Origin of the sequence: Nostoc sp. 'Peltigera membranacea cyanobiont' 232 (assembly GCF_002245985.1) — a bacterium.
Lineage (GTDB): Bacteria > Cyanobacteriota > Cyanobacteriia > Cyanobacteriales > Nostocaceae > Nostoc.
Genome location: NZ_NOLK01000036.1, coordinates 37,866 through 61,302 on the forward strand (window position 1 = coordinate 37,866; position 23,437 = coordinate 61,302).

19 protein-coding genes are annotated in these 23,437 nt (G+C 42.9%); 8 read left to right on the forward strand and 11 right to left on the reverse strand.

The genetic code is table 11. The features are described from left to right. The first annotated feature begins 19 nt into the window (after positions 1-19). Entirely contained in the window at positions 20-856 is an 837-nt protein-coding gene (locus CDG79_RS14605) for a carbohydrate ABC transporter permease (RefSeq protein ID WP_094342763.1), read from the forward strand. A gap of 54 nt (positions 857-910) precedes the next feature. On the opposite strand, the gene CDG79_RS14610 is transcribed toward CDG79_RS14605, so the two are convergent. Beyond that, on the reverse strand, positions 911-1,564 hold the full coding sequence (locus CDG79_RS14610) for a sugar transferase (protein WP_094342764.1): 654 nt from the start codon (positions 1,562-1,564) through the stop codon (positions 911-913). A gap of 480 nt (positions 1,565-2,044) precedes the next feature. Beyond that, positions 2,045-6,169, reverse strand: coding sequence for a hypothetical protein (locus tag CDG79_RS14620; protein WP_094342766.1), 4,125 nt, complete (start codon positions 6,167-6,169; stop codon positions 2,045-2,047). A gap of 703 nt (positions 6,170-6,872) precedes the next feature. On the opposite strand from CDG79_RS14620, the gene CDG79_RS14630 reads away from it, so the two are divergent. From CDG79_RS14630 to cobT, 3 genes are all read left to right on the forward strand, one after another. Continuing rightward, positions 6,873-7,574, forward strand: a complete 702-nt coding sequence (locus CDG79_RS14630) for a Crp/Fnr family transcriptional regulator (protein WP_094342786.1) — start codon at positions 6,873-6,875, stop codon at positions 7,572-7,574. Between the two features lie 13 nt (positions 7,575-7,587). Next, positions 7,588-8,325 carry a DUF2232 domain-containing protein gene (locus tag CDG79_RS14635; protein ID WP_094342768.1) on the forward strand — a complete coding sequence of 246 codons (738 nt, stop codon included), beginning with the start codon at positions 7,588-7,590 and terminating at the stop codon, positions 8,323-8,325. Between the two features lie 66 nt (positions 8,326-8,391). Then, a complete protein-coding gene (cobT, locus tag CDG79_RS14640; protein WP_094342769.1) occupies positions 8,392-9,588 on the forward strand; it encodes a nicotinate mononucleotide-dependent phosphoribosyltransferase CobT in 1,197 nt (398 codons plus the stop codon). A gap of 45 nt (positions 9,589-9,633) precedes the next feature. Here the strand turns inward: cobT and CDG79_RS14645 are convergent, their stop codons facing one another. Both CDG79_RS14645 and CDG79_RS14650 read right to left on the reverse strand, forming a co-directional pair. After that, positions 9,634-10,131, reverse strand: a complete 498-nt coding sequence (locus tag CDG79_RS14645) for a hypothetical protein (protein WP_094342770.1) — start codon at positions 10,129-10,131, stop codon at positions 9,634-9,636. Positions 10,132-10,796: 665 nt separating this feature from the next. Next, a complete protein-coding gene (locus CDG79_RS14650; protein ID WP_094330143.1) occupies positions 10,797-11,165 on the reverse strand; it encodes a hypothetical protein in 369 nt (122 codons plus the stop codon). Positions 11,166-11,521: 356 nt separating this feature from the next. Here CDG79_RS14650 and CDG79_RS14655 point away from each other — a divergent pair, with 356 nt between their 5' ends. Further along, positions 11,522-12,679 carry an extracellular solute-binding protein gene (locus tag CDG79_RS14655; protein WP_094342771.1) on the forward strand — a complete coding sequence of 386 codons (1,158 nt, stop codon included), beginning with the start codon at positions 11,522-11,524 and terminating at the stop codon, positions 12,677-12,679. 225 nt (positions 12,680-12,904) lie between these two features. Here CDG79_RS14655 and CDG79_RS14660 read toward each other — a convergent pair whose 3' ends face one another. The 6 genes from CDG79_RS14660 to CDG79_RS14685 form a co-directional block, all read right to left on the reverse strand. Further along, positions 12,905-13,459: a hypothetical protein gene (locus CDG79_RS14660; RefSeq protein WP_189524996.1), complete on the reverse strand. Its 555-nt coding sequence runs from the start codon at positions 13,457-13,459 to the stop codon at positions 12,905-12,907. 46 nt (positions 13,460-13,505) lie between these two features. Continuing rightward, entirely contained in the window at positions 13,506-14,282 is a 777-nt protein-coding gene (locus tag CDG79_RS14665; RefSeq protein ID WP_094342772.1) for a class I SAM-dependent methyltransferase, read from the reverse strand. Between the two features lie 326 nt (positions 14,283-14,608). Next, entirely contained in the window at positions 14,609-17,275 is a 2,667-nt protein-coding gene (locus CDG79_RS14670) for a U32 family peptidase (protein WP_094342773.1), read from the reverse strand. A gap of 45 nt (positions 17,276-17,320) precedes the next feature. Further along, positions 17,321-17,518, reverse strand: coding sequence for a ParA family protein (locus CDG79_RS14675; protein ID WP_223278152.1), 198 nt, complete (start codon positions 17,516-17,518; stop codon positions 17,321-17,323). Between the two features lie 116 nt (positions 17,519-17,634). Further along, entirely contained in the window at positions 17,635-18,252 is a 618-nt protein-coding gene (locus tag CDG79_RS14680; protein ID WP_094342774.1) for a Uma2 family endonuclease, read from the reverse strand. A 171-nt stretch (positions 18,253-18,423) separates the two neighbouring features. Beyond that, on the reverse strand, positions 18,424-20,232 hold the full coding sequence (locus CDG79_RS14685; protein ID WP_094342775.1) for an ABC transporter ATP-binding protein: 1,809 nt from the start codon (positions 20,230-20,232) through the stop codon (positions 18,424-18,426). A 474-nt stretch (positions 20,233-20,706) separates the two neighbouring features. Here CDG79_RS14685 and CDG79_RS14690 point away from each other — a divergent pair, with 474 nt between their 5' ends. Next, positions 20,707-22,185, forward strand: a complete 1,479-nt coding sequence (locus CDG79_RS14690) for an amidase (protein ID WP_094342776.1) — start codon at positions 20,707-20,709, stop codon at positions 22,183-22,185. Between the two features lie 341 nt (positions 22,186-22,526). Here the strand turns inward: CDG79_RS14690 and CDG79_RS41035 are convergent, their stop codons facing one another. Beyond that, positions 22,527-22,733: a hypothetical protein gene (locus CDG79_RS41035; protein ID WP_143855483.1), complete on the reverse strand. Its 207-nt coding sequence runs from the start codon at positions 22,731-22,733 to the stop codon at positions 22,527-22,529. Between the two features lie 26 nt (positions 22,734-22,759). Here CDG79_RS41035 and CDG79_RS14695 point away from each other — a divergent pair, with 26 nt between their 5' ends. Both CDG79_RS14695 and CDG79_RS14700 read left to right on the forward strand, forming a co-directional pair. Further along, positions 22,760-22,978 carry a hypothetical protein gene (locus tag CDG79_RS14695; RefSeq protein WP_094342777.1) on the forward strand — a complete coding sequence of 73 codons (219 nt, stop codon included), beginning with the start codon at positions 22,760-22,762 and terminating at the stop codon, positions 22,976-22,978. After that, on the forward strand, positions 22,971-23,393 hold the full coding sequence (locus CDG79_RS14700) for an aspartyl protease family protein (RefSeq protein WP_094342778.1): 423 nt from the start codon (positions 22,971-22,973) through the stop codon (positions 23,391-23,393). The genes CDG79_RS14695 and CDG79_RS14700 overlap by 8 nt, the downstream gene beginning before the upstream one ends. The last annotated feature ends 44 nt before the right edge of the window (positions 23,394-23,437 follow it).

Consider the following 23,437-nt stretch of genomic DNA (forward strand, 5'->3'; position numbering starts at 1 on the left):
TATTTAGGTTATTAATCAAATGCTGAACTGGAAAAAATCACGATCGCAAAATCTGCTAATGTATCTGCTATTGGGAGCGATCGCACTGGTAATGCTCTTTCCTTTACTATGGCTAATTAGTACGGCCTTGAAATCGCCGACAGAAAATATCTTGCAGTCCCCGCCACAGCTATTGCCTGCGTCACCGACACTAGATAACTTCTTTAGTGTGTGGAACTCTCTACCTTTTGGACAATACCTGTACAACAGTACTTTGGTGTCAGTGCTGACGGTTGGCTTAAATCTACTGTTTTGCGCTTTAGCTGCCTATCCCTTGGCAAGATTGTCGTTTCTGGGGCGAGACTGGATTTTTGTAGCGATTGTCTCCACGATTATGATTCCCTTCCAAATCGTGATGATTCCCCTCTATATTTTGACAGTCCAGTTGGGTTTGAGAAATAGTTATTTAGGGATGATTTTTCCGAGTTTGGCTTCTGCCTTTGGCATTTTCCTGTTACGCCAAGCTTTCATGAGTGTCCCTAAAGAGATAGAAGAAGCCGCCCGAATGGATGGCAGTTCGGAGTTAGGATTGTGGTGGCATATAATGTTGCCAGCAGTTCGCCCAGCATTGGTAACTTTAGCTATTTTTGTATTTATTGGTGCTTGGAGTGACTTTTTGTGGCCTTTGATTGTCATCCAAGACGAAAATTTATACACTCTTCCCCTGGGAGTCGCAAAGCTAGCAGGGACTTTTTCTCTTGACTGGCGTTTAGTAGCTGCTGGTTCAGTAATTGCGATCGCTCCAGTATTATTATTATTTTTATTTCTACAACGTTACATTGTTCCCACGGAAACTGGTAGCGGTGTCAAAGGTTGAATAAAAAAGTGGAGATGCGAAAAGGCGGATAATGACAAATGACTAATGACTAATTCAATAAGCACCAGTCTTTTTCAATACCACCCAGATAGTTTTAAAAATCAGACTCAGGTCATAAGTTACAGACCACTTGCGTTGATAATCTATATCCATCTTGACAATGGTTTCAAAGTCTGAAATGCTCGAACGACCATTAGCCTGCCATTCTCCAGTCATACCTGGTTTAACTCGTAATCTATCCCAGTGGTGTGGATCGTAATTGCTGACTTCATCAGGAGTGGGTGGACGAGTCCCAACTAAACTCATGTCTCCTACCAGAACATTCCAAAATTGGGGAAACTCGTCTAAACTGGTGCGCCGCAAAAACTTACCCACAGGGGTAATGCGAGGATCGTCAACAGATTTAAAGATGTGACCTTTGGCTTGGTTTTTAACCAAATGCTTGAGTTTATCAGCATCAACGATCATGGAACGGAATTTCCAGATGCGAAAAGTTTTTCCGTTCAAACCACAGCGAATTTGGGAATAAAATATTGGACTTGGCTCATCAATAAAGGTAGCGATCGCCACAGGGATTGCTACCATAAATGTAATAATCAGCCCCACAATGGCTCCAGCAATGTCAATTAACCGTTTTCTCACGCTTAAAGTTGACGGATGTAAAGGCTGTTGCGAACAATTAATTGAATAAAGAGAAAGATTATTCACAAGGGCTAACTTATTTTATAACAGGGATTTTTGCATTAGTAGTGTAGACATGGAGATAATTTTTAGGCGGTTTTTACTGCTTTTGTCGCTACTACTGAGTAGTAATGTACACAAAATAGGAGCAAAAAAAACACTGAAAACCCAAAGTTTACAGAATCTTTTAATTAAAGTAACATATTGTAAATTTACAGTATTTTTGACATCAGATAAAAAAGATAGTTTTAGAGGTACACTTCCAAAAATTCAAAATGCTTACGCTATAAGCATTTTGAATTTTGAGTAGTATTCTTGTTTCTAGCGTGATGCACTAGTCTCAATGATGAACCTCTAAGAGGATGTTTGAAAAGTCCTCTTGCTGGTATCAAAAGTCTTAGATCCCTCTAAATCTCCCGATAAATTGGGAGACTTTGATTCTTCCCCCAATTTATCGGGGGGTTAGGGGGGATCTAAAAGTGTCTAAAGTTACAGCAAACTACTTGTTCATTCAACCTCTAAGGCGAAATTCACTGTATATGGTTCCTCCAGTGATTGCTGATTACTAGCCTTGATCGCATCTAGATAGCGACGCAAAGATAACAGTTGTTGGGAATTGGGACGATAGGTAAGACTCCCTTGTTTTTCAAAAAGTGGTGCTGTAGCGATCGCCTGATAATCAGGATTTTCTTGTGAATTCTGGGTTAGCCAAGTCGAATCTGTAACTGAAGGGATCAATCCCGACGGCAGTTCACCTTCCAAAAAAGCCAGCAGGCGTTGTTGACAAGTGCGAGTATTGATCCCACGACCCTCAAATAACTGGACAACTTCACCGAAAGATAAAGGACGATCTGGTAGCAGCCGCAGCAATTCTGTAAATAGGAAATAATCAGTGTATTGTTGCCTGGGTATATCTAATATCTGGGGGTGTAAAGGCAGCATCGCCAAACCATAAGCAACGCGACTGCAATTAGGAGCGCCATTTTCGCCGAGATATGAATCTTGAATAATCTTAGCGTTGGGGAGTTTTTGCCTTAACCAACGGTTCACTGTCCCTATACAAGCCACCCCACCAGTTAGGATTGCTTGATTAATTGCTTCTGTAGGGATACCACGAGCTACCAATAATTTATTGAGTTCTCGATTCAGGCGGCGCACAAAGGGGATAAATACCTGGCTTTCTAAATCTCGTCGCTGCAAAATCCACTGCTGATCGGCCAATTCCAGGGTAAAAGATTCTTGGTGTTGCAAAATCAGCTTCAGGGCTAGTGCTGCATCTAATACCGCCTGTCCCAGTAGAGAACTTTCTAGACGCTGCTGGAGGCGAATTCGGGCGGTGATATCTGGTTCTCCAACTCTGGGTAGTCCTAAGTCTTCCAAACCTAAACTCTGCCAACGCATTTGGTCTAAACCGGGAATTGACGGTTGCCATTGCCAAGGATTACTGCTAATAGTTTTGCTATCGCTTTGTGTTTCTCTGCGTGATTGCCGAGATTTCGGTGGCAATAGCAGCTGGCAAATAATATCTTGTTCAATTCCCTTGCCAGCATAAGCAAAACTGTGGAGCATGAAATCATTGTATGTCAATTGCACCAAGCTTTCTGGGACATCGACCAGCAACATTTCTGTGGCAGTTGTCCCAATGTTAATTACCAGGGTGTTACCAACAATCGGATGTTCGCTGGTTTTTACCGGATGAGAACCTTGACGTTCGCTTAATTTTACTTGCTCACCGCTAACAGCATTGAGTTCTGGGAGTAGACTAGCGATCGCTTCTTCCACAAAAAAGACTTGCTGCGGATGTTGGATGAGTTTGCTGGTGAGTAAAGCTTCCCGGACGTTAAAGCGGTATTGTTCTGACCAACTAGATGGACAGGTGCAAATTACACCAGCAATATTATTGATAATCTGCGGAAAATCTGATTCGCCGATCCCAAGCGCAGCAGCTATTAAACTAGGGGTGGTACTTGTTTTTTCAGATTTCAGGGTTAATAGTAGTTTAGAGAGCGATCGCACAACCCAAATTAAAGGCCCTGCCGAAAATTCATTTAATTGCAAAACAGGTTCCCATTTTTGCCGTTCATTTTTGTAGGGAATGGCTACTTGTAAATAGGGCTTCAACTGCGCTGAGTAGAGATTATTTGTTGTCGAATCTGCTGTGGGTCTAGATGTTGCAGGAGTGGATGATTGGTCAGGCGCTTTATCTGGAGCAACAGCCGCAGGTGCTGTCCGATCGTGGACTTCAATACTTTCATTTTCTCCTTGGGGTACAGAAGCTGTAGGAAGATAAACCTCTGTTGGTAAACGAAACGATTGCTGGAAAGAACTTGTTCCCGGCGGATTTTCTGCTGACCAATAGATAGGATGCACTACAAAAGTTGAGCGATTTAATAATGCGGCAGAAATTCCTGTTGTCCCTAAATCAATTCCTAAATACCAGACTGGTTCTAGAACATTGAGCGAAAGTTCTGGATTGTTAATGGAGTTGGAAATTGAAGATAAAGAACTGTTTTGAACAGGAGTTGGAACTTCCTTTTGTTCTTCAATTTCTACCGGGGTAACTGCCAAACTGGATAAAGCAGCAGTTGAGGTATTTTCTGTTTGTGGTTCAGGGGGAGTTGTGGGAATTGTGTCTTGAGTTTTATCAATTAGTTCCGATAAAATATCTAAGTTGGTAGTTGGCTCCGACTCAAAATTTAGCTGCCGATCAAAATTAGCCAAATCCCGATCTAATTGCTGCAACTGTTCTTCATCTAAAGAAATATCAGGTACGACTGTAGCCTGGTTTGACTCAACACAAAGTAAGTTTTCTTGTGGCGAAGCAGCAATATAGTTATCTACAAACGGTTCTGGCCGATCGTTGTCGATCGATACTTCCGGTGTGACTTCCGGTTTGATGATACTTTCTGTGCGAGACACTATGCTAACGGTAGGCTTTGCCAACGCAATTTCTGCTATTTCTGGAGTAACTAGTGCTGTAGTTGTGGCATTATCCATAAAGGATGATCCGTCCAGCAATTGCTGTTCACTGCCTGCATCAGGCAATAGCTCAGTTAGGGTATTAATTGTATCAACACTAGCTGGCTGAGTGTTAAGTTGCGTGGGAGAACTGTCTGTTTGTGGTGTAGAAAAGCTCAGAGACGAATCTAGGTCAGTATCCTCTTCAAAAAAACTAGCTGGCTGAGTATCGAGTTGTGTAGGGGAATCTGTTTGTGGTGTAGAAAAGCTTAGAGGCGAATTTAGGTCAGTATCCTCTTCAAAAAATAGTTTTTCTTGTGGCTCTGATAATGAATCTCTAGTTTCTACTAAAGTCTCTTGGGCTGAAATACCTATATTTGGTGTCAAAACCGTAGAATCAACGTTTTGAGAGACAGATGGACTCTCCGCGATGTTTAACGTTGATTGGGAGGCTGTGGAAGCAGATAAGTCATTTGTGGCTAGATCGAGACTTAGATTATTGACATCACCAGTACCAAACAAACTGGCATAAAGTTGGTCTACTTCATCACCAACTAATGCAGAAATATCTTGCGGTAGTTCGGTTTGGTTTTCAGAAGATTCAGACGATTCTAAGCCAAGCTGCAACAGCACTGCATCTAAATCTTCTGTGAGGGAAGTATCCTGTTGCTCAGAATTAATTGTGAGTGGAGATGAAGTTTCTAGCTGTATCAGATCCGAGGGTTGGAGGTTAAGTTCAGCAGCAATCTCGGCTGGATCGGCCAATGATGGCGATCGTGGTGTATCAGATTGTGCTTCTGGGAAAGATGACGGGGAGCTAGGGGATTCTTGCTGTAAATGCTGGGTCAAATTGTTGAGGAAGCTGGCCATCATCTGTTCGCCTTGCATTCCCTTGCTATGCATCCTTGCCAGTGCTTGCGACAGAGATTCGTAATAAGTATTAATGTTGCGCTGTAGTGCCTCAAAGACTACATTGACAGTCCCATCTAGTGATAATAAGCGTTGATCCAACTCCCTGGCTAGCTGGGTTAACTGCTCTACACGGTCTGCTGATTCTAATAAAGGTTGAGTTGCAGAGGTTGGTGATTCTGCGTTGGCGTAATTAATAACTTCTGATGAACTGGAGGAATTTGCCAAAGTTTGTGTTATCAGTGGCGTTAAAGTTTGCACAAGGCGACTCATGAGTACCTGTAAAAACTCGGTAATCATTTGATCCTGGTTTGTCAACTGCTGCGCTAAGGAGTAGTTTTGTAATCGCCTTTGCTCTAGTTGCCGAATTTCCTGTAGGAGAGTAGTTCGCTCTTGCAATAGCCCTTCCAATTCCGATCGCAATGGCTGGAGCAAGCTCGAAAATTCACTTTTTAATTGTCCGGCTCCAATGGGACTCTGTTCCTGATTGGATTCGAGCGGCGGTAATGGATACTGGTTATAACCTCGATCGATAAATTTTGTTAATAAAGGCGATGGCGGTTCTTCAGAAGATTGATTTGGGATGCTGTTTTCTAATGCTTCTTTTTCTTGGAGCCTCACCAAGAAGTTGCGAATTCGTTCTAAAACTTCTTTAGGCTCCTGCGCCTGACCAGGCAGAAATCTAGACAAGCGCTTGCCACCACTGGCAAGTAAGTTGTCAATGTCTGCGATCAGCTTTTGAATTTCATCTGCACTGGAAGTCACTTTTATCACCTTACCTAAAAACGTATGTCAACTAATGTGGCAATTACTTTACAATTACTGTACCCCTGCGGAAAAGCAAGCTACGCGCAGCATCGACCATAGGAGAAGTTTTGAGTGGCAAAAGCCGCTGCTTGGACTTATGACTGTCATTATGTTATGGATTACTGGGAGTACTGGCAATCTTCAGTCAGCTTTTGTTAAATAAAAGAGGTAGTTAAAGAGAGAGGAATGCTACCCGACGCTCGTGGACTCGCTCTCAGCGTACTCCTGCAAAGAAGCAAGCTACGCGCAGTATCTCTAAAAGTTGCTATGCCGCAAGCTTTAGGCTGCGCTATCCTGCCTCTTGCCTTCTTCACGAGTTTTGCAGCTCTTGGTTGCCTATTTTTGAAAATCGGTAAAATACCTGAGCAATAATTTACTGGCTTTAGTATCATTGATGTTGTTTGCCTATATTTTTAACTAATCAAGTTTGCAGTGCAGCTAGCCCCTAAACAATACAACCGTCGGCTATAAACTACTTTTTGCAAAACTTTTACCCCGTTTTTACTTATAGGTAAAGATTGTTCAGAAAAACGTTCTTGTCGCTTTCTTATGTAGCATAGTTTAGTTTTCTCTTTGAAAGGGAGCTGTGCAATGATAGCTTAGGCTAAGAATGGCGCTTTTTTTGTTGTGTTTATATAGCAGCTTGAATAAAAATGTGGTAATGGAAGACCGATATAGCTTGCAAGCACAGGCTAATCCCTGGATGATCGCCTCGGCTCCCTTTTTTCAAGGGTTGCCAGAAACTGTTGTAGAATCAGCTCTCATCCATCTTGTCACCCGCACTCACCCAGCTAATCAGGTAATTCTGCTGGAAAATGACTGGGGTGGTTCTGTGTATTTTATTCTAGACGGATGGGTAAAAATTCGTACCTATAATCTAGAAGGAAAAGAGGTAACACTGAATATTCTTGGCAAAGGGGAATTGTTTGGTGAAATGGCCGCGCTAGATGAAGTCCCTCGCTCCACAGATGTAATTACCTTAGCTCCGACAGTAATTGGCAGTATGCCTGCTCAAGATTTTGTCAAGTTACTTCATATAGAACCCTTGGCGGGAGTTCGATTGGCGCAACTAATGGCACGACGTTTGCGGCAAGTAAATCGCCGATTGCGGTTGCGGGAATCTGATAGCCAATCACGGGTGGCAGATACATTGCTATTTTTGGCAGAAGGACAGGGTAAAAAAGGCCAAACAGGAACAGAAATACCCAATTTACCTCATCGGGAATTGAGTAGTTTGAGTGGACTGGCGCGGGAAACTGTGACACGAGTGTTGACAAGGCTAGAAAAAAAAGGCTTGATTAAACGGGATCAAGACACTATTTGTATTCCCGATTTGTCAGCCTTGGAAAGAATGATCGTTTAAGAACTTGTCAAATATGAGTATTTTAGATTCTCTGCCAGATGAGCCGGAGGAAGATCCATCGCCTGAATCTCCAACTCCCCACAATCATTGGTTAGACAAAGAACAGCAGTTAATGCCTCCTAAAATCAAGGCTGATGCGCCATTAAGGATGGTAGAAACGGCATTTTTAGCCAGTACTGCTAGCTTAATTTGGTTTATTAATTTCTACTTTCCCTTAGGGCCAGTTTTGCGGATATTTTTTCCAGTGCCGATCGCTCTAGTTTATCTCCGTTGGGGCAAGCGGGCGGCATGGATGGCAGCACTCACTTCTGGTTTACTACTAACAGTACTGATGGGTCCAGCCCGCAGTTTGCTGTTTGTTATGCCCTATGGGTTCATGGGCGTGCTTTTGGGAGCGACATGGTATCGTCGTCGTGTTCCCTGGATTGTTTCTATCACCTTGGGTACGCTGTTGGGTACTTTAGGAGTTTTTTTTCGGCTGTGGTTGCTGTCCGTTTTGTCGGGTGAAGACCTATGGATTTATGTGATTACCCAAGTGACTGAGTTCATTGAGTGGGTATTTTTAAAGCTGAGTTTATTGGCGAGTCCCAGCGTGTTTTTAATTCAAGTGGGAGCGATCGCTCTGATTCTACTCAACAACTTTATCTACCTTTTTGTGGTACACCTCGCAGCATGGTTTCTTTTTGACCGCCTGGGAAACCCTATTCCCCGTCCACCACACTGGGTACAAGTCCTCATGGATTATGAATGATAGTCATTTGTCATTTGTCCTTGGTTAAATAATAAATTTTAACTAATTCCCAATGCCCAATTCCCAATGCCCAATTCCCAAATTCGTATTTATACTCAAAAAGAACAAGGTGAAGAATGGCTACAACGGTATCGTGGTTGTCTACCCGTATTTGCCTGTGTTTTAGGATTTACTGAAACTGGTTTAATTCCAGGGATTTCAGCTGCCGGTCGCACTCCAGAGGATCGGAAATATACCGCTTGTGCCGATGCCGAGTTTTTGTATTACGGCCCAGAACATAAAGCCCAATATCCCCTACCACCATTAGCGGCTGGGGCTTCACCTGTGCTGATTTCTCGCGCTGTATTTGAGTCACTAAATATACCAGTTTATTTATTTAATGCTGGTTTACCGCAGCCTCCTGCTGTGCCAGTAATTGATTTGGGGGGCACGGCTGCTAAGTGTTTAAGTGGAGGTGCTGCTATGGAAGTCACAACGGTAAAGCACTTGTTTAAACAAGGGCTACTTTGGGGAGAACGCCTTGCTACCAATATTCAACAGGGGTATGTAATTCTCGGTGAGTGCGTCGTCGGAGGCACTACAACTGCCCTGGCAATCTTAACTGGTTTGGGTATAGATGCTGCCGGAAAAGTTAACAGTAGCCACCCTGTTTGTAACCACGGACAAAAGTGGGCATTAGTGCAAGCTGGGCTGGAGAAGATAATGGGGAGCAGGGGACTCTTAGCTGGAAGCAAAGAGCAGGATGACATATATCAATCTCAAATTCTAACTTCCGTAGATCCTCTAAAACTCGTTGCCTCTGTGGGCGATCCGATGCAAGTGGTAGTAGCTGGGATGGCGATCGCAGCTAGTCGTAGTTGTGGTGTAATGTTGGCTGGTGGAACGCAAATGCTGGCTGTTTATGCTTTGATAAGTGCGATCGCTCAAGTTTACGCCTTATCATGGCAACCAGAAGCAGTAGTTGTAGGCACAACCCGTTGGGTAGCGGAAGATCCTACTGGTGCTACAGTTGACTTAGCCCTCAGTTTAGGGGAAGGCAGCTTAACTCAGAGTGGAAAAATCCCTCCTCTATTAGCAACCGATCTCAGCTTTGCCGATTCTCGTTATCCCCAACTGAGAGCTTATGAGCAGGGCTTTGTGAAAGAAGGTATGGGTGCTGGAGCAGCTTGCATCGCTGCTTATCTTAGCCAAAATTGGCAACAACACCAACTTTTAGCAGCCATTGAATCTCAACTTGAGCGGTTAAGTATAGGATTTCATTAATTCGTAGCGAATTAAATTTGGCAGGACTTTGCACTCGCACCAAAATTATGAGCGGAAGTTTCCTGTAATGTCATAGCGAGGTGTAAATCCTAGTGGAACACTCTGTCCCTTTGGAATTTTTAAACCTGTATTAATGACAGTCCCTTTAAGAAAAGTTTGACTACCTATGGTTAAATTGTTCTGGAGAGTAATTTTTAGGTTTGCCGTTGGTTGACCTTGCAAACTAGCGATCGCTACACCTAATTCATTCGATATCTTACTCAAGCCCAGTCCAAAACCGAATACTTCTTGGAAACCAAATGTATCGCCAATCTTACGATTGAAGAATATATTTTCACCTTTAGCGATTAATTCCTGGGTGATTTTGACTGCCCCTACCTGTTGATAGGAAATGGGGTTATTAGGATCGAGTCCCTTATTTATAACCACTCCTGCGGCTTCTTGAGGGCTAAGTAGTTTGCCAAAATAGTCGTAATAGCCTAACGCTTGAGTAGGAGCAGGTTGTAAAAAGTCAACCTTTGCGAAAGCTGTCTGGCTTGTCATCAACCAATTTGATAACAAGATACCAAAAACACTAATGATAAAAACACAGATTAATAAGAAAATCTTGGTTTTTGAAGTATGTAATGCCCTAACTACAACAGTCTTAGGGTTGTTTTTTTTGTTTAATAGTGAGCAATGCTCTAAAAGCTTATAAGTAGGTATATCACACTATTACGTAAATATATGTAATAGTGTGTTTAAGTTTTTTATCAGTTTGATAGCTGGATTAGTTGATTATACTTAATATAGCCCTAGTCACATAGGTTAGGACAGGTTGATTGCTCAGAACAATAAAGTTCATCTCAGGCTAAATGCCCTGCTACCACTAACAGCACTTTGCTATGTAAGTAGAACAGGGTAAATAATTAAAGGTTTGTAGCGAGAACTTTAGTTCTCAAATCAGGACTAAAGTCCTTACTACGAACTGATTTTCGCTAAAGTTACATTACTTTACATAGTTTGTTTTTTTCAAGTCGTTCTACTTATACCCACGAAGCCATCACTGAGAATTCAACCTAAAGGCTTGCCTTCACTAAGCTGTCGCGCATTTAAATTTGATAATTTAGCGCCTGAAACCGTTTCCTGTCTTAGATTGCCTTGTAAAACTAGATGACGAACAGCTTACCTCCAGGCATTTTTTTTGATTCGTTGAACTCAGGTTAAATTTAATGAATTCTCTCTCTGAGTAATTGTTCTTCCAAGGCAGCAATGCGATTGTATGCTGCTGTTAATTGTGCTGTCAGTCGTTGTATTTGAATTTCTGGTGTTATGTTATCTCCACTTTGACGATGCATGTCTAGATAAATACCATCTGTTAATACATCCTTGTGTTCCATTTCTGGATTTAAACTGGTACGTCTGAACTGGTAGCCTCCAGCCGCGCCATTTTCCTGATGATTATCCTTTGCTTGTGTATTTGCTAGAGAACACTCTGAGAAAGCTTGAGCTACCCTACCATCAAGCTGCTCAATTACTTGGCACAGGGCATCCAGTTTTTTGCTTAAAGTCAGGATCTGCTGCTGTAATAGCTCCATTTAATACCTTTATCCGTACATTTTCTCTATGTTATTCAATTTACTCCCAACCTTAACTTTACTTATGAATTATTTAAGTATTGATAATTTTTGCTGGAAATATGACATTTAAATTATTATTTCTAAATATAAGTAAAGTTATACTATCAGTACCAGTAAGGAAATTTATGGAATAAAATCAATCTTTAGGTACTAATTTGCGGAAAAATTCGCTAATTTGAGTCAAATATTTAAATTTATCAGCATTACCAAGAAAAAATACCGATAATTTTCCAACCACAGTTTTTCACCTAGTCAGGCTCTGGTGAATCTCTGCTTAATATTAGGTATAATCAAAACTCTCAAATCCAAAATCAATGGATCGACGGTCTTTTTTACTAGGTACAAGCACACTGGCACTTTCACAACTGCTTTTTGGCTGTGGTGGAAACAACCAGACGCAACTAAAAGTACAGTTATTAAAAGGTTCTATACCTGGTCAGGTGGTGAATCAGTTCCACAACGGTTTGCAACAACAGGTGCAGTTAAAATTCACCCTAGTTGAGCAGGTAGAGGATTTATTTCAGCAATTACAAAATTGGCAGCAAAAACCAAAAGCCACCGATGAGCAGGGATGGAGTCGCTTTATACCTTTTAGGCAAGGTCAAAAAACGGCTGATGCAGACCTAGTGACATTGGGAGATTACTGGCTAAAAGCAGCTATTGAGCAGAAACTGATTCAACCACTCCAAGAGTTACAGGGAAACGAATTAAAGCAGTGGCCTACTTTAGATGAAAATTGGAAAAAATTAGTAACGCGCAACGACCAAGGTAACTTGGATACTCAAGGGAAGGTGTGGGGTGCGCCTTATCGGTGGGGTAGCACGGTAATTGTTTATAACCGTGACAAGTTGCGAGAATTGGGTTGGACACCCAAAGATTGGAGTGATTTGTGGCGAGATGGAATGCAGCAACGCATTTCCCTACTAAATCAACCACGAGAAGTTATTGGTCTGGTCTTAAAGAAGCTAGGAAAATCCTACAATACAGAAAATCTTGACCAAGTACTAGACTTGGAAAAGGAATTAAAGACATTAAACCAACAGGTGAAGTTCTATAGTTCCAATAACTACTTAGAACCTTTAATTATGGAAGATACTTGGCTAGCAGTTGGTTGGTCAAGCGATGTACTGCAAGTTCTGGGACGTTATCCGCAACTTGGCGCAGTTATACCCAAGTCAGGAACAGCAATCTGGGCAGATATGTGGGTACGTCCCGCAGGTATTACTAAGAGTAATTTCTCAGATCGGTGGATTGATTTTTGTTGGCAACCAAATACAGCTAAACAAATTTCGGTGCTAACCAAAACTAATTCGCCAATTGCTACAAATATTGACTCTTCCGATATCCAAGAACCATTTTGGAGCCTGTTAAAGAGCGATCGCAATGTTTTTGATAAAAGTGAATTTTTGCTTCCCTTGTCGCCATCAGCAATAAAACAATACGAGTCTTTGTTCGCCAAAATTAAGGTTTAATTGGGGATTGGGGATTGGGGATTGGGAATTTAAATTTTTCCATCTCCCTCATCTCCTTGAATTCCTAACTCCTAACTCCTAACTATTTACTAAGGGACTTCCAATTAAAAAAATATCCAATTTTGTAGGGTGCGTTAGCGACAGCGTAACGCACCGCCAGATATCTCGGTGCGTTACGGCTTTCGCCTAACACACCCTACTGTATATTTTATTTTTTGGAAGTCCCTAAAGTAAACGCTGTAACCCTATCTTGTTCTTAACAGTCGTTTGGATGCTGCATAAAGCTGGACTTGTATTAAAGTTACAAGTGTAGGTTGCCAAGGGTTCTTTTTGATAATTAAATACTCGGACATTGTAACCAAAGTTCCGTGCAGCGCTACCCAAGCGATTTACAAAATCATAGCGCTCTACATATTCTAGTAAACTCCAAATTTGCTGATTAACAATCAAGTCTACTCGTGCAGGTTCTTTGTCAGAAGCTGGATATGCTATCCAATTATCCAATAACTTTTTCTCAGAGTTTTGTTGTGCCCACCATAAACTGGGAACGGTTAATCGCGCTGGGTTTATGGTGTTAGCTGTGATGACATAATCTTTTGGCTTGGTCAATAAGTCTAGTTCTAGAGGCGCACTAGAAGGCGAGGGTATTGTGCGGGGTTGCGCTAGTGAGGGCGGGACTAGTAAGGTTGTAAGGCTAATGGTTAGTAGTAATGAAAACGATGTTTGGCGATAGCTGCGCCAACACCAAGGGCGATCGCACAAGAATTTAGATATATGCATAGCTGATACTAATTCGTAATTAAGTACTAGTAAAAATTCGCACTATTTAAAGTTTAATAGCAACGATGCGAATTCTTCGATAGTCTGCTGTCCAAACTCCTTGTTGATACAGCGTCGGCTTGAGATATTCCTCTACGACGCGAATAACTTGTATTTGTTGCTCATCAGAAAGTCCTGCTAAAAAAGGACTAGCGAACATCTGAATCCAGTTTGCCATACCTGCTTCTCCTTCTGCTAAAGGAGTTGGACGAGCAAAAAGCATGGCATGAATGACATCAAAGCCTTGCTGTTCCAGTAGGCTGGCGTACTCGCCAATACTAGGGAAATACCAAGGATTTAGGGCTTGTGCAGGGATATTAATTGCTTCTAAGGCGCTTTCTAAAGCTGTGGCGATCGCCTGCACATTTCCCTTACCCCCAAATTCTGCCACAAAACGTCCCCCTGGTTTTAGGGATTGATGGATGGAAGCGATCGCACTCTCTGCTTCTTTCACCCAATGCAATACAGCGTTGGAAAACACACCATCCAATGGCTTGTCTACTTGAAACTTCCTAGCATCAGCAACATCAAAGCGGATATGGGGATAGTTTTCTCTTGCCTTTTCGATCATCGCGGATGCATAATCAACTCCCATGACTTCAGCACCAACTTGGGCAATTTTTGCTGTGAGTTGTCCAGTACCACAGCCTAGATCCAAAATGGATTCTCCTGGCTGAGGGTTGAGGAATTTTAGTAAGTCCTCGCCATACTGCCAGACAAAGGCGTGTTTATCTTCGTAAAGGGTAGCGTCCCAATAATTTTTAGGTATTGAAAGATTATTCATAAGTAGTGAAATTACAGTGTGTTGATTTGCCGATTGATAACCGCCCGATCATCACAATAAAAATGTACAAGATACTACCCCAAAAGTTAGCATTGCGATGATTTGGGACTTCCAATTAAAAAAATATCCAATTTTGTAGGGTGCGTTAGCGACAGCGTAACGCACCGCCAGATATCTCGGTGCGTTACGGCTTTCGCCTAACACACCCTACTGTATATTTTATTTTTTGGAAGTCCCTTTGGCGAAAAAACGAGACATCTTCAACAGTACAGAGGTTTCTGGAAATAGTTAGACAAGCTGCCCAGCAGTGGTAAGTGTAACAGCTATCACCTAAGTGTTGACACTCCCATAGGGCCACGAGTCACGCCTAATTGATTTTGTAGCTTCAACTCACGCCAGAGTTGGGAACCTGTAATTTCACCCTGCAATAATTGACTATAGTAATGTATTGTTTTACTCACTTGCTCTGGTGTCTCATTCACAAACTCGATGCGAAAGTGACGTAATCCCAATTCTATGAGACGCTGTACGTACTCTGCTCCAGTTTGAGCAGTGCCGTTAAATACAGTATTACGGCAACCTACATCTGCCTTGAGGACGTGTTCGCTACCTACACGGTCTTTTAATTTTACTTCCTGCTTTTCACAAGGTCGTCCACAGTTGGTATGGTCTGTACCCGTCGATAGAAAAGCACAAAAAACACAATGCTCCATGTGGAACATCGGTATATGCTGATGGATTGTCACCTCAAACCACTGGGGTGGACAATTGGTAAGTAGGTCTTGTAATTGGGTAATATTCAGGTCGTAGGATGCTGTGAGCCGTTCTAGACCAAAGCGTTGCTGAAAGTAATCTGCTGTTAAGGGATTAGCAACGTTGAGCGAAAAATCTCCAACACAACGGTCTTGAGCAAAGAATTGCAGTTGATCGTAGTTTCGTATCAGATACCCATCTGCTTCACAGGCACGTACTTGCTGCAAAATCCAGTTTTCACCCGGTTTAGTAATTCGGGGTGGTGCAACCCAGATTGTGGGAAATTGGGAGTTAGGAGTTAGGAGTGAAGAATTGTCTGCTTGGCTTTTTTGCTGTTGTTGGCGTACTATTTGCACCGCTTCTCGGTAGGTGCGGGGGTCTTCAAATTCACAGTAGAGTGTTTCAACTCTAGCTTTGAGGGCGGCTTGGAGTTGCTTGAGGTTTCGGACTAAGACAATGAGTGAAGGCGATGTAGCTTTAGCTTCCCGCAGGGTGGGGGATGAAGAAGATGAGGACGGGAGTAAGTCTTGGAAAGAGACATCAGAATGCAATTGCCAGCATTTGGGTTGACTTCGTAATTCTTCCAACTGCACCACAATTTCCCGCCGCATCCGATTCAACTCGCTGACGGGCAGCATAAGGGAAGTGCTGAGGTGGTTGGTTAGTTTTTCCAAAACGAAAGGTGTGTTACCGAGACGACCAAATTGTTCTTGTAAACGGTCTGTATCTAAGGGTTTGGTGTGCGCCTCCACTAGAGAAATTGCAGACTCAACCTGCACAATATTACCGAGTCGATCGCGAGCGATCGCAATTAATGGCTGACCAACTTCTCCATAAACCTCCAAGTCAATCGGACGCTGAAATTGGGGATTTTCACCTGCAAAACTCTGACGTAGTTGTTTATCGAGTTCTGGATCGCTGGTTTTCCAAATGCGATCGCCTATATGCACTCGGTGCAGATTCAAGTCATTTCGCCCAAAGGTCAGCATGGCTTCTTTACCCTTAGACACCACTCCATAAATCCGGCCGCCTTCTTCCTTCGCCTCTGGATGACCGCAGTCAAAAACAATTCCATCCCCTGGTTTTACAGGCGCTTCCAATTTGACTGTTACCTGTTCATTGTGAATGCGGGTAACTTCACCTAAATAAACCCCACGTTTTTTACCAAAGCGGGCGTGAACTAATTCTTGATTATTAATCCCGCCAAACCAACCCGTGTAGAGTCCGCGAGAAAATGCCATTTCTAGGTTGTAGTGTTCTTGATTTAATTGACCTCTCCCCCAACCCCTCTCCGAAACGGAGAGGGGAGCTTTTATTCCCCCTTCCCTCTCTTCGAGACGCTGCGCGAACGTAGGGAAGGGGGTTAGGGGGTTAGGTCTTTCCAATTGTGTCATCACGCCATCCAGGGCTTGGCGATAAACACGGGTGACATTAGCAACATACTCTGGAGCTTTTAGGCGACCTTCAATTTTGAGACAAGTTACTCCTGATTTCACCAAATCTGGCAAAACATCTAACCCTGCTAGGTCTTGAGGACTAAGTAAATATTTGCGTTCTTTTAAATTTACAACTTTCCCATCAGCGATTAAATCATAAGGCATCCGGCAAGCTTGGGCACATTCACCTCGGTTAGCAGAACGTCCACCTAAAGCCTCGCTAGTCAAACACTGGCCGGAGTACGCCACGCACAAAGCACCGTGAACAAAGACTTCCAAGGGCAGCGAAGTATCTTGTAGGGCAATCTGCTGCTGTATTTTATTGATTTCCTGAAGAGAACATTCACGCGCCAGCACCACCAATTGACAGCCGAGAGACTTGGCAAATTCTACTCCAGCCGCACTGGTGATGGTCATTTGGGTGGAAGCATGGATGGGAAAATCGGGCGACAGATGACGGATGAGACGACAAATTCCCACATCCTGAACGATCGCTGCATCCACACCTGCGGCAATAATTGTGCGGAGATATTGCTGGGCTTCTGCTAGTTCTTTAGGAAATATTAGTGTGTTGACAGTGACATAACCCTTTACACCACGACGATGCAGAAATTTCATCAATTGGGGTAAGTCCGCCTCAGTAAAATTTTCTGCCCGCATTCTGGCGTTAAACCGATCTAAACCGAAGTAAATCGCATCTGCTCCATTTTCCACAGCAGCTTTAGCACAGTCCCAATTACCTGCTGGCGCGAGTAGTTCAGGACGTTGAGGGGAGAGTTGGGAAAAAGGGCGATCGCTTTTCATCAGATTTAGAGAAGGTTAACTAGCACCATAGTGATTTTATCGAAGTTATTGGGGGATGGTGCGATCGTAGTCCTCATCTTCAGTTTCTTCTTTTAGAGCTATTCCTGTTAGATTACATTGAGGATCGGTATCTACAAGGATAACTCTCTTACCCTTTGAAGCAAGCATCCAACCTAAGTTAAAAGTCGTTGTGGTCTTACTGACACCACCTTTATGATTGAACAAAGCAATTTTGTGAACCATCTTATTTTGCTTTTGATACTTCTGAAATATTTTGAGTACAGGTATTATTTCAGAACCTGGATGATTTAAATATAGCTTTTAAAAAGCTTACAGAACAGCACATAATTTAACGCACCTTACCCCAATCCCTCAACGTCAGTACTTTCAGGTTCCGCCTCAACAGGCTCAAACTTCACCTTGTTGTATAAATCCTGTAGGGAAATCTCAAATTGTACGGTTACAAGTGCGATCGCTTCATCTTCTTCGTCATATTCACGAAGCGTCCATTGCTTTTTCCCAATTTTAGAAAATTGCTCTACATGAATCCGAGTTTGGTCAATTAATAGATATTCTTGGAAAGTGGAAATCGTTCGGTAAACCTGAAATTGATCTTCGCGATCGTAGTTGTTAGTAGATTTAGACAAAACCTCAACAATAAGTTGGGGATTTGTAATAATATCTGTACGGTTGTGGAAAAATTCTGGTTCACCTGCTATTACTGTCACATCTGGATACGTGTAGATATGCTTTTGGTGTATCCACAGACGCATATCGCTATTAAAAACTTCGTATTCTTGTTGTCTGAACGCGAAGTTTAATACAGCATAGAAATTACCAGCTATACGATTGTGATTTGCTGTTCCACCCGCTATAGGAATTATTTGCCCATCAATGTATTCACTTTTGTACTCAGCAGCTTCTTCTAGCTCTAAATATTCCTCTGGGGTATAGTATCGCTGTTTTGTTATTTGCATAATTTTATCCGGTAACAATGTTTAACGATACGGAGCGTCTAGTGACCGATGTTTACTGAACAGTTTAACGTGGTTAGATAGAGATGTTATGTACTTTGTAAAAATTGAGCGTAGGTGCAGCCCGCCGTAGGCATTGCTATCTCAATCCACAAAGATTGCTAGCTTCTTTTCCTATTGATAACCGGCTGCTTGTAACATAAATAATTTGGCATAACGTCCTCCTAGATGTAACAGTTCTTCGTGAGTTCCCTGTTCTATAACTTCCCCATTTTCTATTACTAAAATTTTGTCAGCCATTCGTACCGTCGAGAAGCGATGGGAAATCAAAAGTACCATCTGATTTTGAGTAATAGCGCGAAAATGATTGAAAATCTCAAACTCAGCTTGGGCATCGATTGCTGATGTTGGTTCATCTAACACCAAGATATCTGCTTGCGATCGCATAAAAGCACGAGACAAGGCAATTTTCTGCCACTGTCCCCCAGAAAGTTCCTGTCCTCCCTTAAACCAACGACCAAGTTGAGTCTGGAAGCTTTGGGGTAATTGGTCAATAAAAGATTGGGCCATGCCTTTTTCAGCAGCAGTTTGCCAATAGGTTTTATTTTCGAGATGTTCTACATCACCCACGCCAATATTCTCCCCCACAGTGAACTGGTAGCGGACAAAGTTCTGAAAAATCACACCAATCCGACGACGCAGCACATCCACATCCCATTCCTGCAAGTCCAAGCCATCTAAAACAATTCGCCCAGAGTCGGGGGTGTATAGTCGGGTAAGTAGTTTAATTAAGGTAGTTTTACCGGAACCGTTTTCACCGACAATTGCTAGTTTTTCTCTGGGTTTCAAATGCAGCGAAATGTTTGTCAACGCTGGCTTAGAACTTCCTGGGTAAGTAAATGATACGTTCTCAAAACGAATACCATCTTGGGGATTTAAACCAATGGTTGCCTTACCCCAAGACTTTGGTACTTCTTCTTCTAGGAAATCATAGAGATTTGAGAGATATAGGTTATCTTCATACATCCCTCCAATAGAAGTGAGGGCATTAGAAAAAGTAGATTGTCCTTGGCGAAACACAGTGAGATACATTGTCATATCTCCCAAGGAAATCTTTCCTCGCACTGTTTCCAACACAATCCAAGCATAAGCTAGGTAAAAAGCACCAGTACTGACTAAACCCAGGAGATAGCCCCACACTCCTCGCCGCAGAGTCAAATCGCGGTCTTCGCCATAAAGTTGATCGAACAGGTTGCGGTAACGTCCTAGCAACATCTCTCCCAACTGGTAGAGTTTGATTTCTGTGACAAAATCTTCCCTTGCTAGCAGATTTTCTAAGTAGTGCTGTTGACGAGTTTCTGCTGCCCGCCAACTAAATAAGCGAAAGCCTTCCCCAGCAAACTTTGTTTCCGCAATAAATACGGGCATAGCTGCCAAAATCAGCACCACCACTGCCCAAATTGAGAAATGTACTAGCAAAACACCGTAGGTAATCAGGGAGAGGGCATTTTGCACCAATCCAAAGGTGCGGCTTACTAACGAAAGCGGACGAACTGATGCTTCTCTTCGGGCATTGGTCAATTTGTCATAAAATTCTGAATCTTCAAACTGCCTAAGATCCAGTGTCAGCGCCTTTTCTAAGATGAGTACATTCACTCGCTGACCCAGTAGCGCCCGCAATAACGATTGACAAATAAGGATTCCGCGTTGACCGCCTGCTAGTAAAATTACAGCGATCGCTTCTAATCCTACATAAAATAGAGAAGGGTAAACATTGACAAAACCATTATTTTGTGAATTAACTTGAGATGCAACTACCACTGCATCAACAATTAACTTACTAATGTAAGATATCGCCGCCGGTAAAAGACCAGCAACTATTGTTAAACTAGCCAGCAGAATAGTAAGCGATCGGCTAGTAGTCCATACTAAGCTTACAGCCCGTCCACTGTACCGGAAAACCGTCAGTGATTGGCGGAGGATATTTCTTTTTTTTTAATTTTCATCTTTCTTTGCGCGAGATACCCCAGCTTGGGCGGATCTACCTAACTCTATATTAATCTTTATAAATTTTACATTTTTATCAGAATGTTCGCTGAAAACCCCGAAGTTGAAACCTAAAAACTAGTTTTGTAGGGTGTGTTATGCCGTAGGCTAACGCACTAGTACAACACGGCGGAAATAAACCAACCATTGGAAATGTCTAGAACCCTTACGCAATCTGAATTACGAATTACGAATTACGAATTACGAATTCCGCCTTGCGGTACTAGGGTGTTAACTTTGTACCATTTTAGGTGTTCAAAATTCATGCAAAATATATATATGCCAGTAGTTCTAATCAAGCGGACTACGAACAGCTTTACCACCCCTATTAAGTACATGGGTGTAATTTAATGTTAAGTTGGTGCCGTTTGTAAATACGCAGAAGTTAGCCTTCTCAAATGCAACACAGCCATGAGCGATCTTGTTTTTGCCTCAGCTTGTCAACTTGCCCAGATGATCCGCGATCGCCAAGTTTCTGCGGTTGAAGTTCTGGATGCTTATCTTGCTCAAATTGCCAAACACAACTCGAAACTGAATGCGATTTGCACACTAGATGAAAACAATGCCCGAAGTGCAGCCAAGCAAGCAGATGAAGCCTTACTTCGAGGCGAAAATTGGGGTGCTTTACATGGCGTTCCGATTACCGTTAAAGATTTATTTGAAACGGCTGGGCTACGAACCACAGCAGGATCAATCTCCCTTAAAGACTATCTTCCTCAACACGATGCTACTGTTGTCAAGCGTCTTCGTTCAGCAGGTGCCATCCTGCTGGGAAAAACGAATGTGGGCGATTTAGCAGGCGGGTATCAGGGACTCAATGATGTTTTTCCTCGCGTAAATAATCCCTGGAACCTTAGCTATACGCCTGGTGGTACTTCTAGTGGTGGTGCAGCAGCGATCGCAGCGGGTTTATCTCCGCTCGATCTCTGTTCCGATTTTGGTGGGTCAATTCGTCAACCTGCTCATTTTTGCGGTATTTACGGCTTCAAACCGACTGATCGTCGTGTTCCAACTACGGGACACATCCCTGAAGTTCCTGGCGCACCTCACTGTATGCGTCAAATGCTGACAGTCGGTGGGCTAGCACGTTCAATTGAAGACTTATCCCTTTGTCTGCAACTCATTGCGGGCGCTGATATTGCTCAACCAGATATTTCTCCTGTCCCGCTCGATCAACCTTCCGATCGATTACTCCAAACTCGGCAGATTGCTTGGTCAGATGAATGGTCATTCTATCCTGTTGCTGGAGAGATTAAATCAGTCATACAGTCCGTTGCAACAAAGCTGACGGAAGCAGGAGTAACTTTGAAAAAGTGGGTTCCCAATTTTGATTTTCTTGCCGCATGGCAAACCTACTACAAGCTTGCAGCTTACAACTTGATCTATGCCCAATCGCTAGCGGCGAGTGATATTCGGAAGCAGCTATCTTTTTTATTTCGTGATGGTATGCAAGGCGATCGCAATTTTCGCAAGCTTGGTAATCTCCCTGGTATCGGTTTACCTATCTCCTTAAACCCAACCCTAAAAGGCTATTTTGAAACCCTAACAGAGCGAGACTCCTTGATCGCTCAGATGGATGAAGCCCTGACTCAATGGGATGCCTACCTTTGCCCTGTAGCCATGACTTCCGCATTTACCCATCGGGAACGCGGCACAGCAATTCAAGTGGACAATCGCAGTGTGCCGTATTCTATGGCATCGGGTGCTTATGTCGTGCCGTTTAATCTCACGGGGCATCCAGCGGTAGTTATTCCCATTGGAAAAACTCAAAATGGCTTGCCAATCGGAATGCAGATAGTTGGGAAGCGATGGCAAGAAATGGAGTTATTGGCGATCGCTCAGGACATCGATCAAGTCGTTGGTGGATTTCAACGCCCTTCTGAGTATTGAACCATTGTCATTTGCAGAAACGCCGCATAACAACCCCGCTGCACCGGAATAAATGTAACCTATGGTTCAATACGGTTCAGTTAAGGATAATCGTAGGTTGGGTTGAACGAAGTGAAACCCAACAAACCACCGAAAATGTTGGGTTTCGTTCCTCAACCCAACCTACTCAGTTTAAGGTTTTTGGCGCTAACTGAACCGTATTGACCTATGGTTGGGATGCAAAAGTTGTCTACATCCGGTGAGCGGGAACGTTATACCAATTCACAATTCGCAATTAAAAAACTTAGATATAGCAACCCTTTCAGGGTTTACATCTGTTTCATAATTTTAGTGAATTGGTATTATACGTCGTTATACATATAGCTCCAGAGGGTGCAATTGCAGAGGTCAAAGTAGGGCGATCGCCTATCGCTGTAGGCTGGGTTGACAACAGGAAACCCAGCATCACTTTTCTCTGGTAGTACTAACCAGAAGTCAGATTGCACTTTAAGCTGCAACCGTGGATGCAATAGCGAGGCTAAAATGAGAGTGCGATCGCTTCCTTTCACCAGCCCTCAGACGAGGAGATTCTCAAATGCCATTAGCTGAACTCATGTCACAAATCCAGGAACTTCCAAAAATTGACAAGCTTCGGCTAATGCAGTTCCTTGCCACAGAACTGGTCAAAGAAGAAGATGCAAACTTCTTTGTTGCGAATCGGGAGTATCCAGTCTGGTCGCCGTACAATTGTTCTGAGGCTGCCAATGTCTTGATGAATCTTCTGGCGACAAAGCAGCAAGAGAAGAATGGTTGACACTCAAAAATTTCCCTACAAAATCATTGATAGCAGCCTTGGCATGGTTGATCGACTGCCATACATACCTTTGACGCTCAGTCTTGATGGTCAATCTCTGAACACTGAAGGTTTATTGGATACAGGTGCAAGCGTTAATGTTTTGCCCTATGAGTTGGGTTTACAACTGGGCTTAATTTGGGAGGATGAAACTCTCTCAGTTCTATTGGCAGGGAACTTGGCTCGATTTGAAGCTCGTGCAGTCGTTGTTGATGCTCAAGTCAGTTTATTTCCCACCATTAATCTTGCATTTGCTTGGACACAAGCACCCAATGTGCCTTTAATCTTGGGGCAAGCTAATTTCTTCTTTGAGTTTGATGTTTGTTTCTTCCGTGCGCGTTCTGAATTTGAAGTTCGTCCCAAACAAGTTGGATAAAATGAAGACAGGAGCGTCAGTTGGCAGCGATCGCTGAGGTACGG

Coding starts and splice junctions, on each gene's coding strand:
- CDG79_RS14695 (WP_094342777.1), top strand. CDS start 22,760: ATGCCATTAGCTGAACTCATGTCACAAATCCAGGAACTTCCAAAAATT.
- cobT (WP_094342769.1), top strand. CDS start 8,392: ATGCCCAATTCCCAAATTCGTATTTATACTCAAAAAGAACAAGGTGAA.
- CDG79_RS14665 (WP_094342772.1), bottom strand. CDS start 14,282: ATGAATAATCTTTCAATACCTAAAAATTATTGGGACGCTACCCTTTAC.
- CDG79_RS14655 (WP_094342771.1), top strand. CDS start 11,522: ATGGATCGACGGTCTTTTTTACTAGGTACAAGCACACTGGCACTTTCA.
- CDG79_RS14670 (WP_094342773.1), bottom strand. CDS start 17,275: ATGAAAAGCGATCGCCCTTTTTCCCAACTCTCCCCTCAACGTCCTGAA.
- CDG79_RS14680 (WP_094342774.1), bottom strand. CDS start 18,252: ATGCAAATAACAAAACAGCGATACTATACCCCAGAGGAATATTTAGAG.
- CDG79_RS14605 (WP_094342763.1), top strand. CDS start 20: ATGCTGAACTGGAAAAAATCACGATCGCAAAATCTGCTAATGTATCTG.
- CDG79_RS14660 (WP_189524996.1), bottom strand. CDS start 13,459: ATGCATATATCTAAATTCTTGTGCGATCGCCCTTGGTGTTGGCGCAGC.
- CDG79_RS14690 (WP_094342776.1), top strand. CDS start 20,707: ATGAGCGATCTTGTTTTTGCCTCAGCTTGTCAACTTGCCCAGATGATC.
- CDG79_RS14635 (WP_094342768.1), top strand. CDS start 7,588: ATGAGTATTTTAGATTCTCTGCCAGATGAGCCGGAGGAAGATCCATCG.
- CDG79_RS14630 (WP_094342786.1), top strand. CDS start 6,873: ATGGAAGACCGATATAGCTTGCAAGCACAGGCTAATCCCTGGATGATC.
- CDG79_RS14645 (WP_094342770.1), bottom strand. CDS start 10,131: ATGACAAGCCAGACAGCTTTCGCAAAGGTTGACTTTTTACAACCTGCT.
- CDG79_RS14700 (WP_094342778.1), top strand. CDS start 22,971: ATGGTTGACACTCAAAAATTTCCCTACAAAATCATTGATAGCAGCCTT.
- CDG79_RS14675 (WP_223278152.1), bottom strand. CDS start 17,518: ATGGTTCACAAAATTGCTTTGTTCAATCATAAAGGTGGTGTCAGTAAG.
- CDG79_RS14650 (WP_094330143.1), bottom strand. CDS start 11,165: ATGGAGCTATTACAGCAGCAGATCCTGACTTTAAGCAAAAAACTGGAT.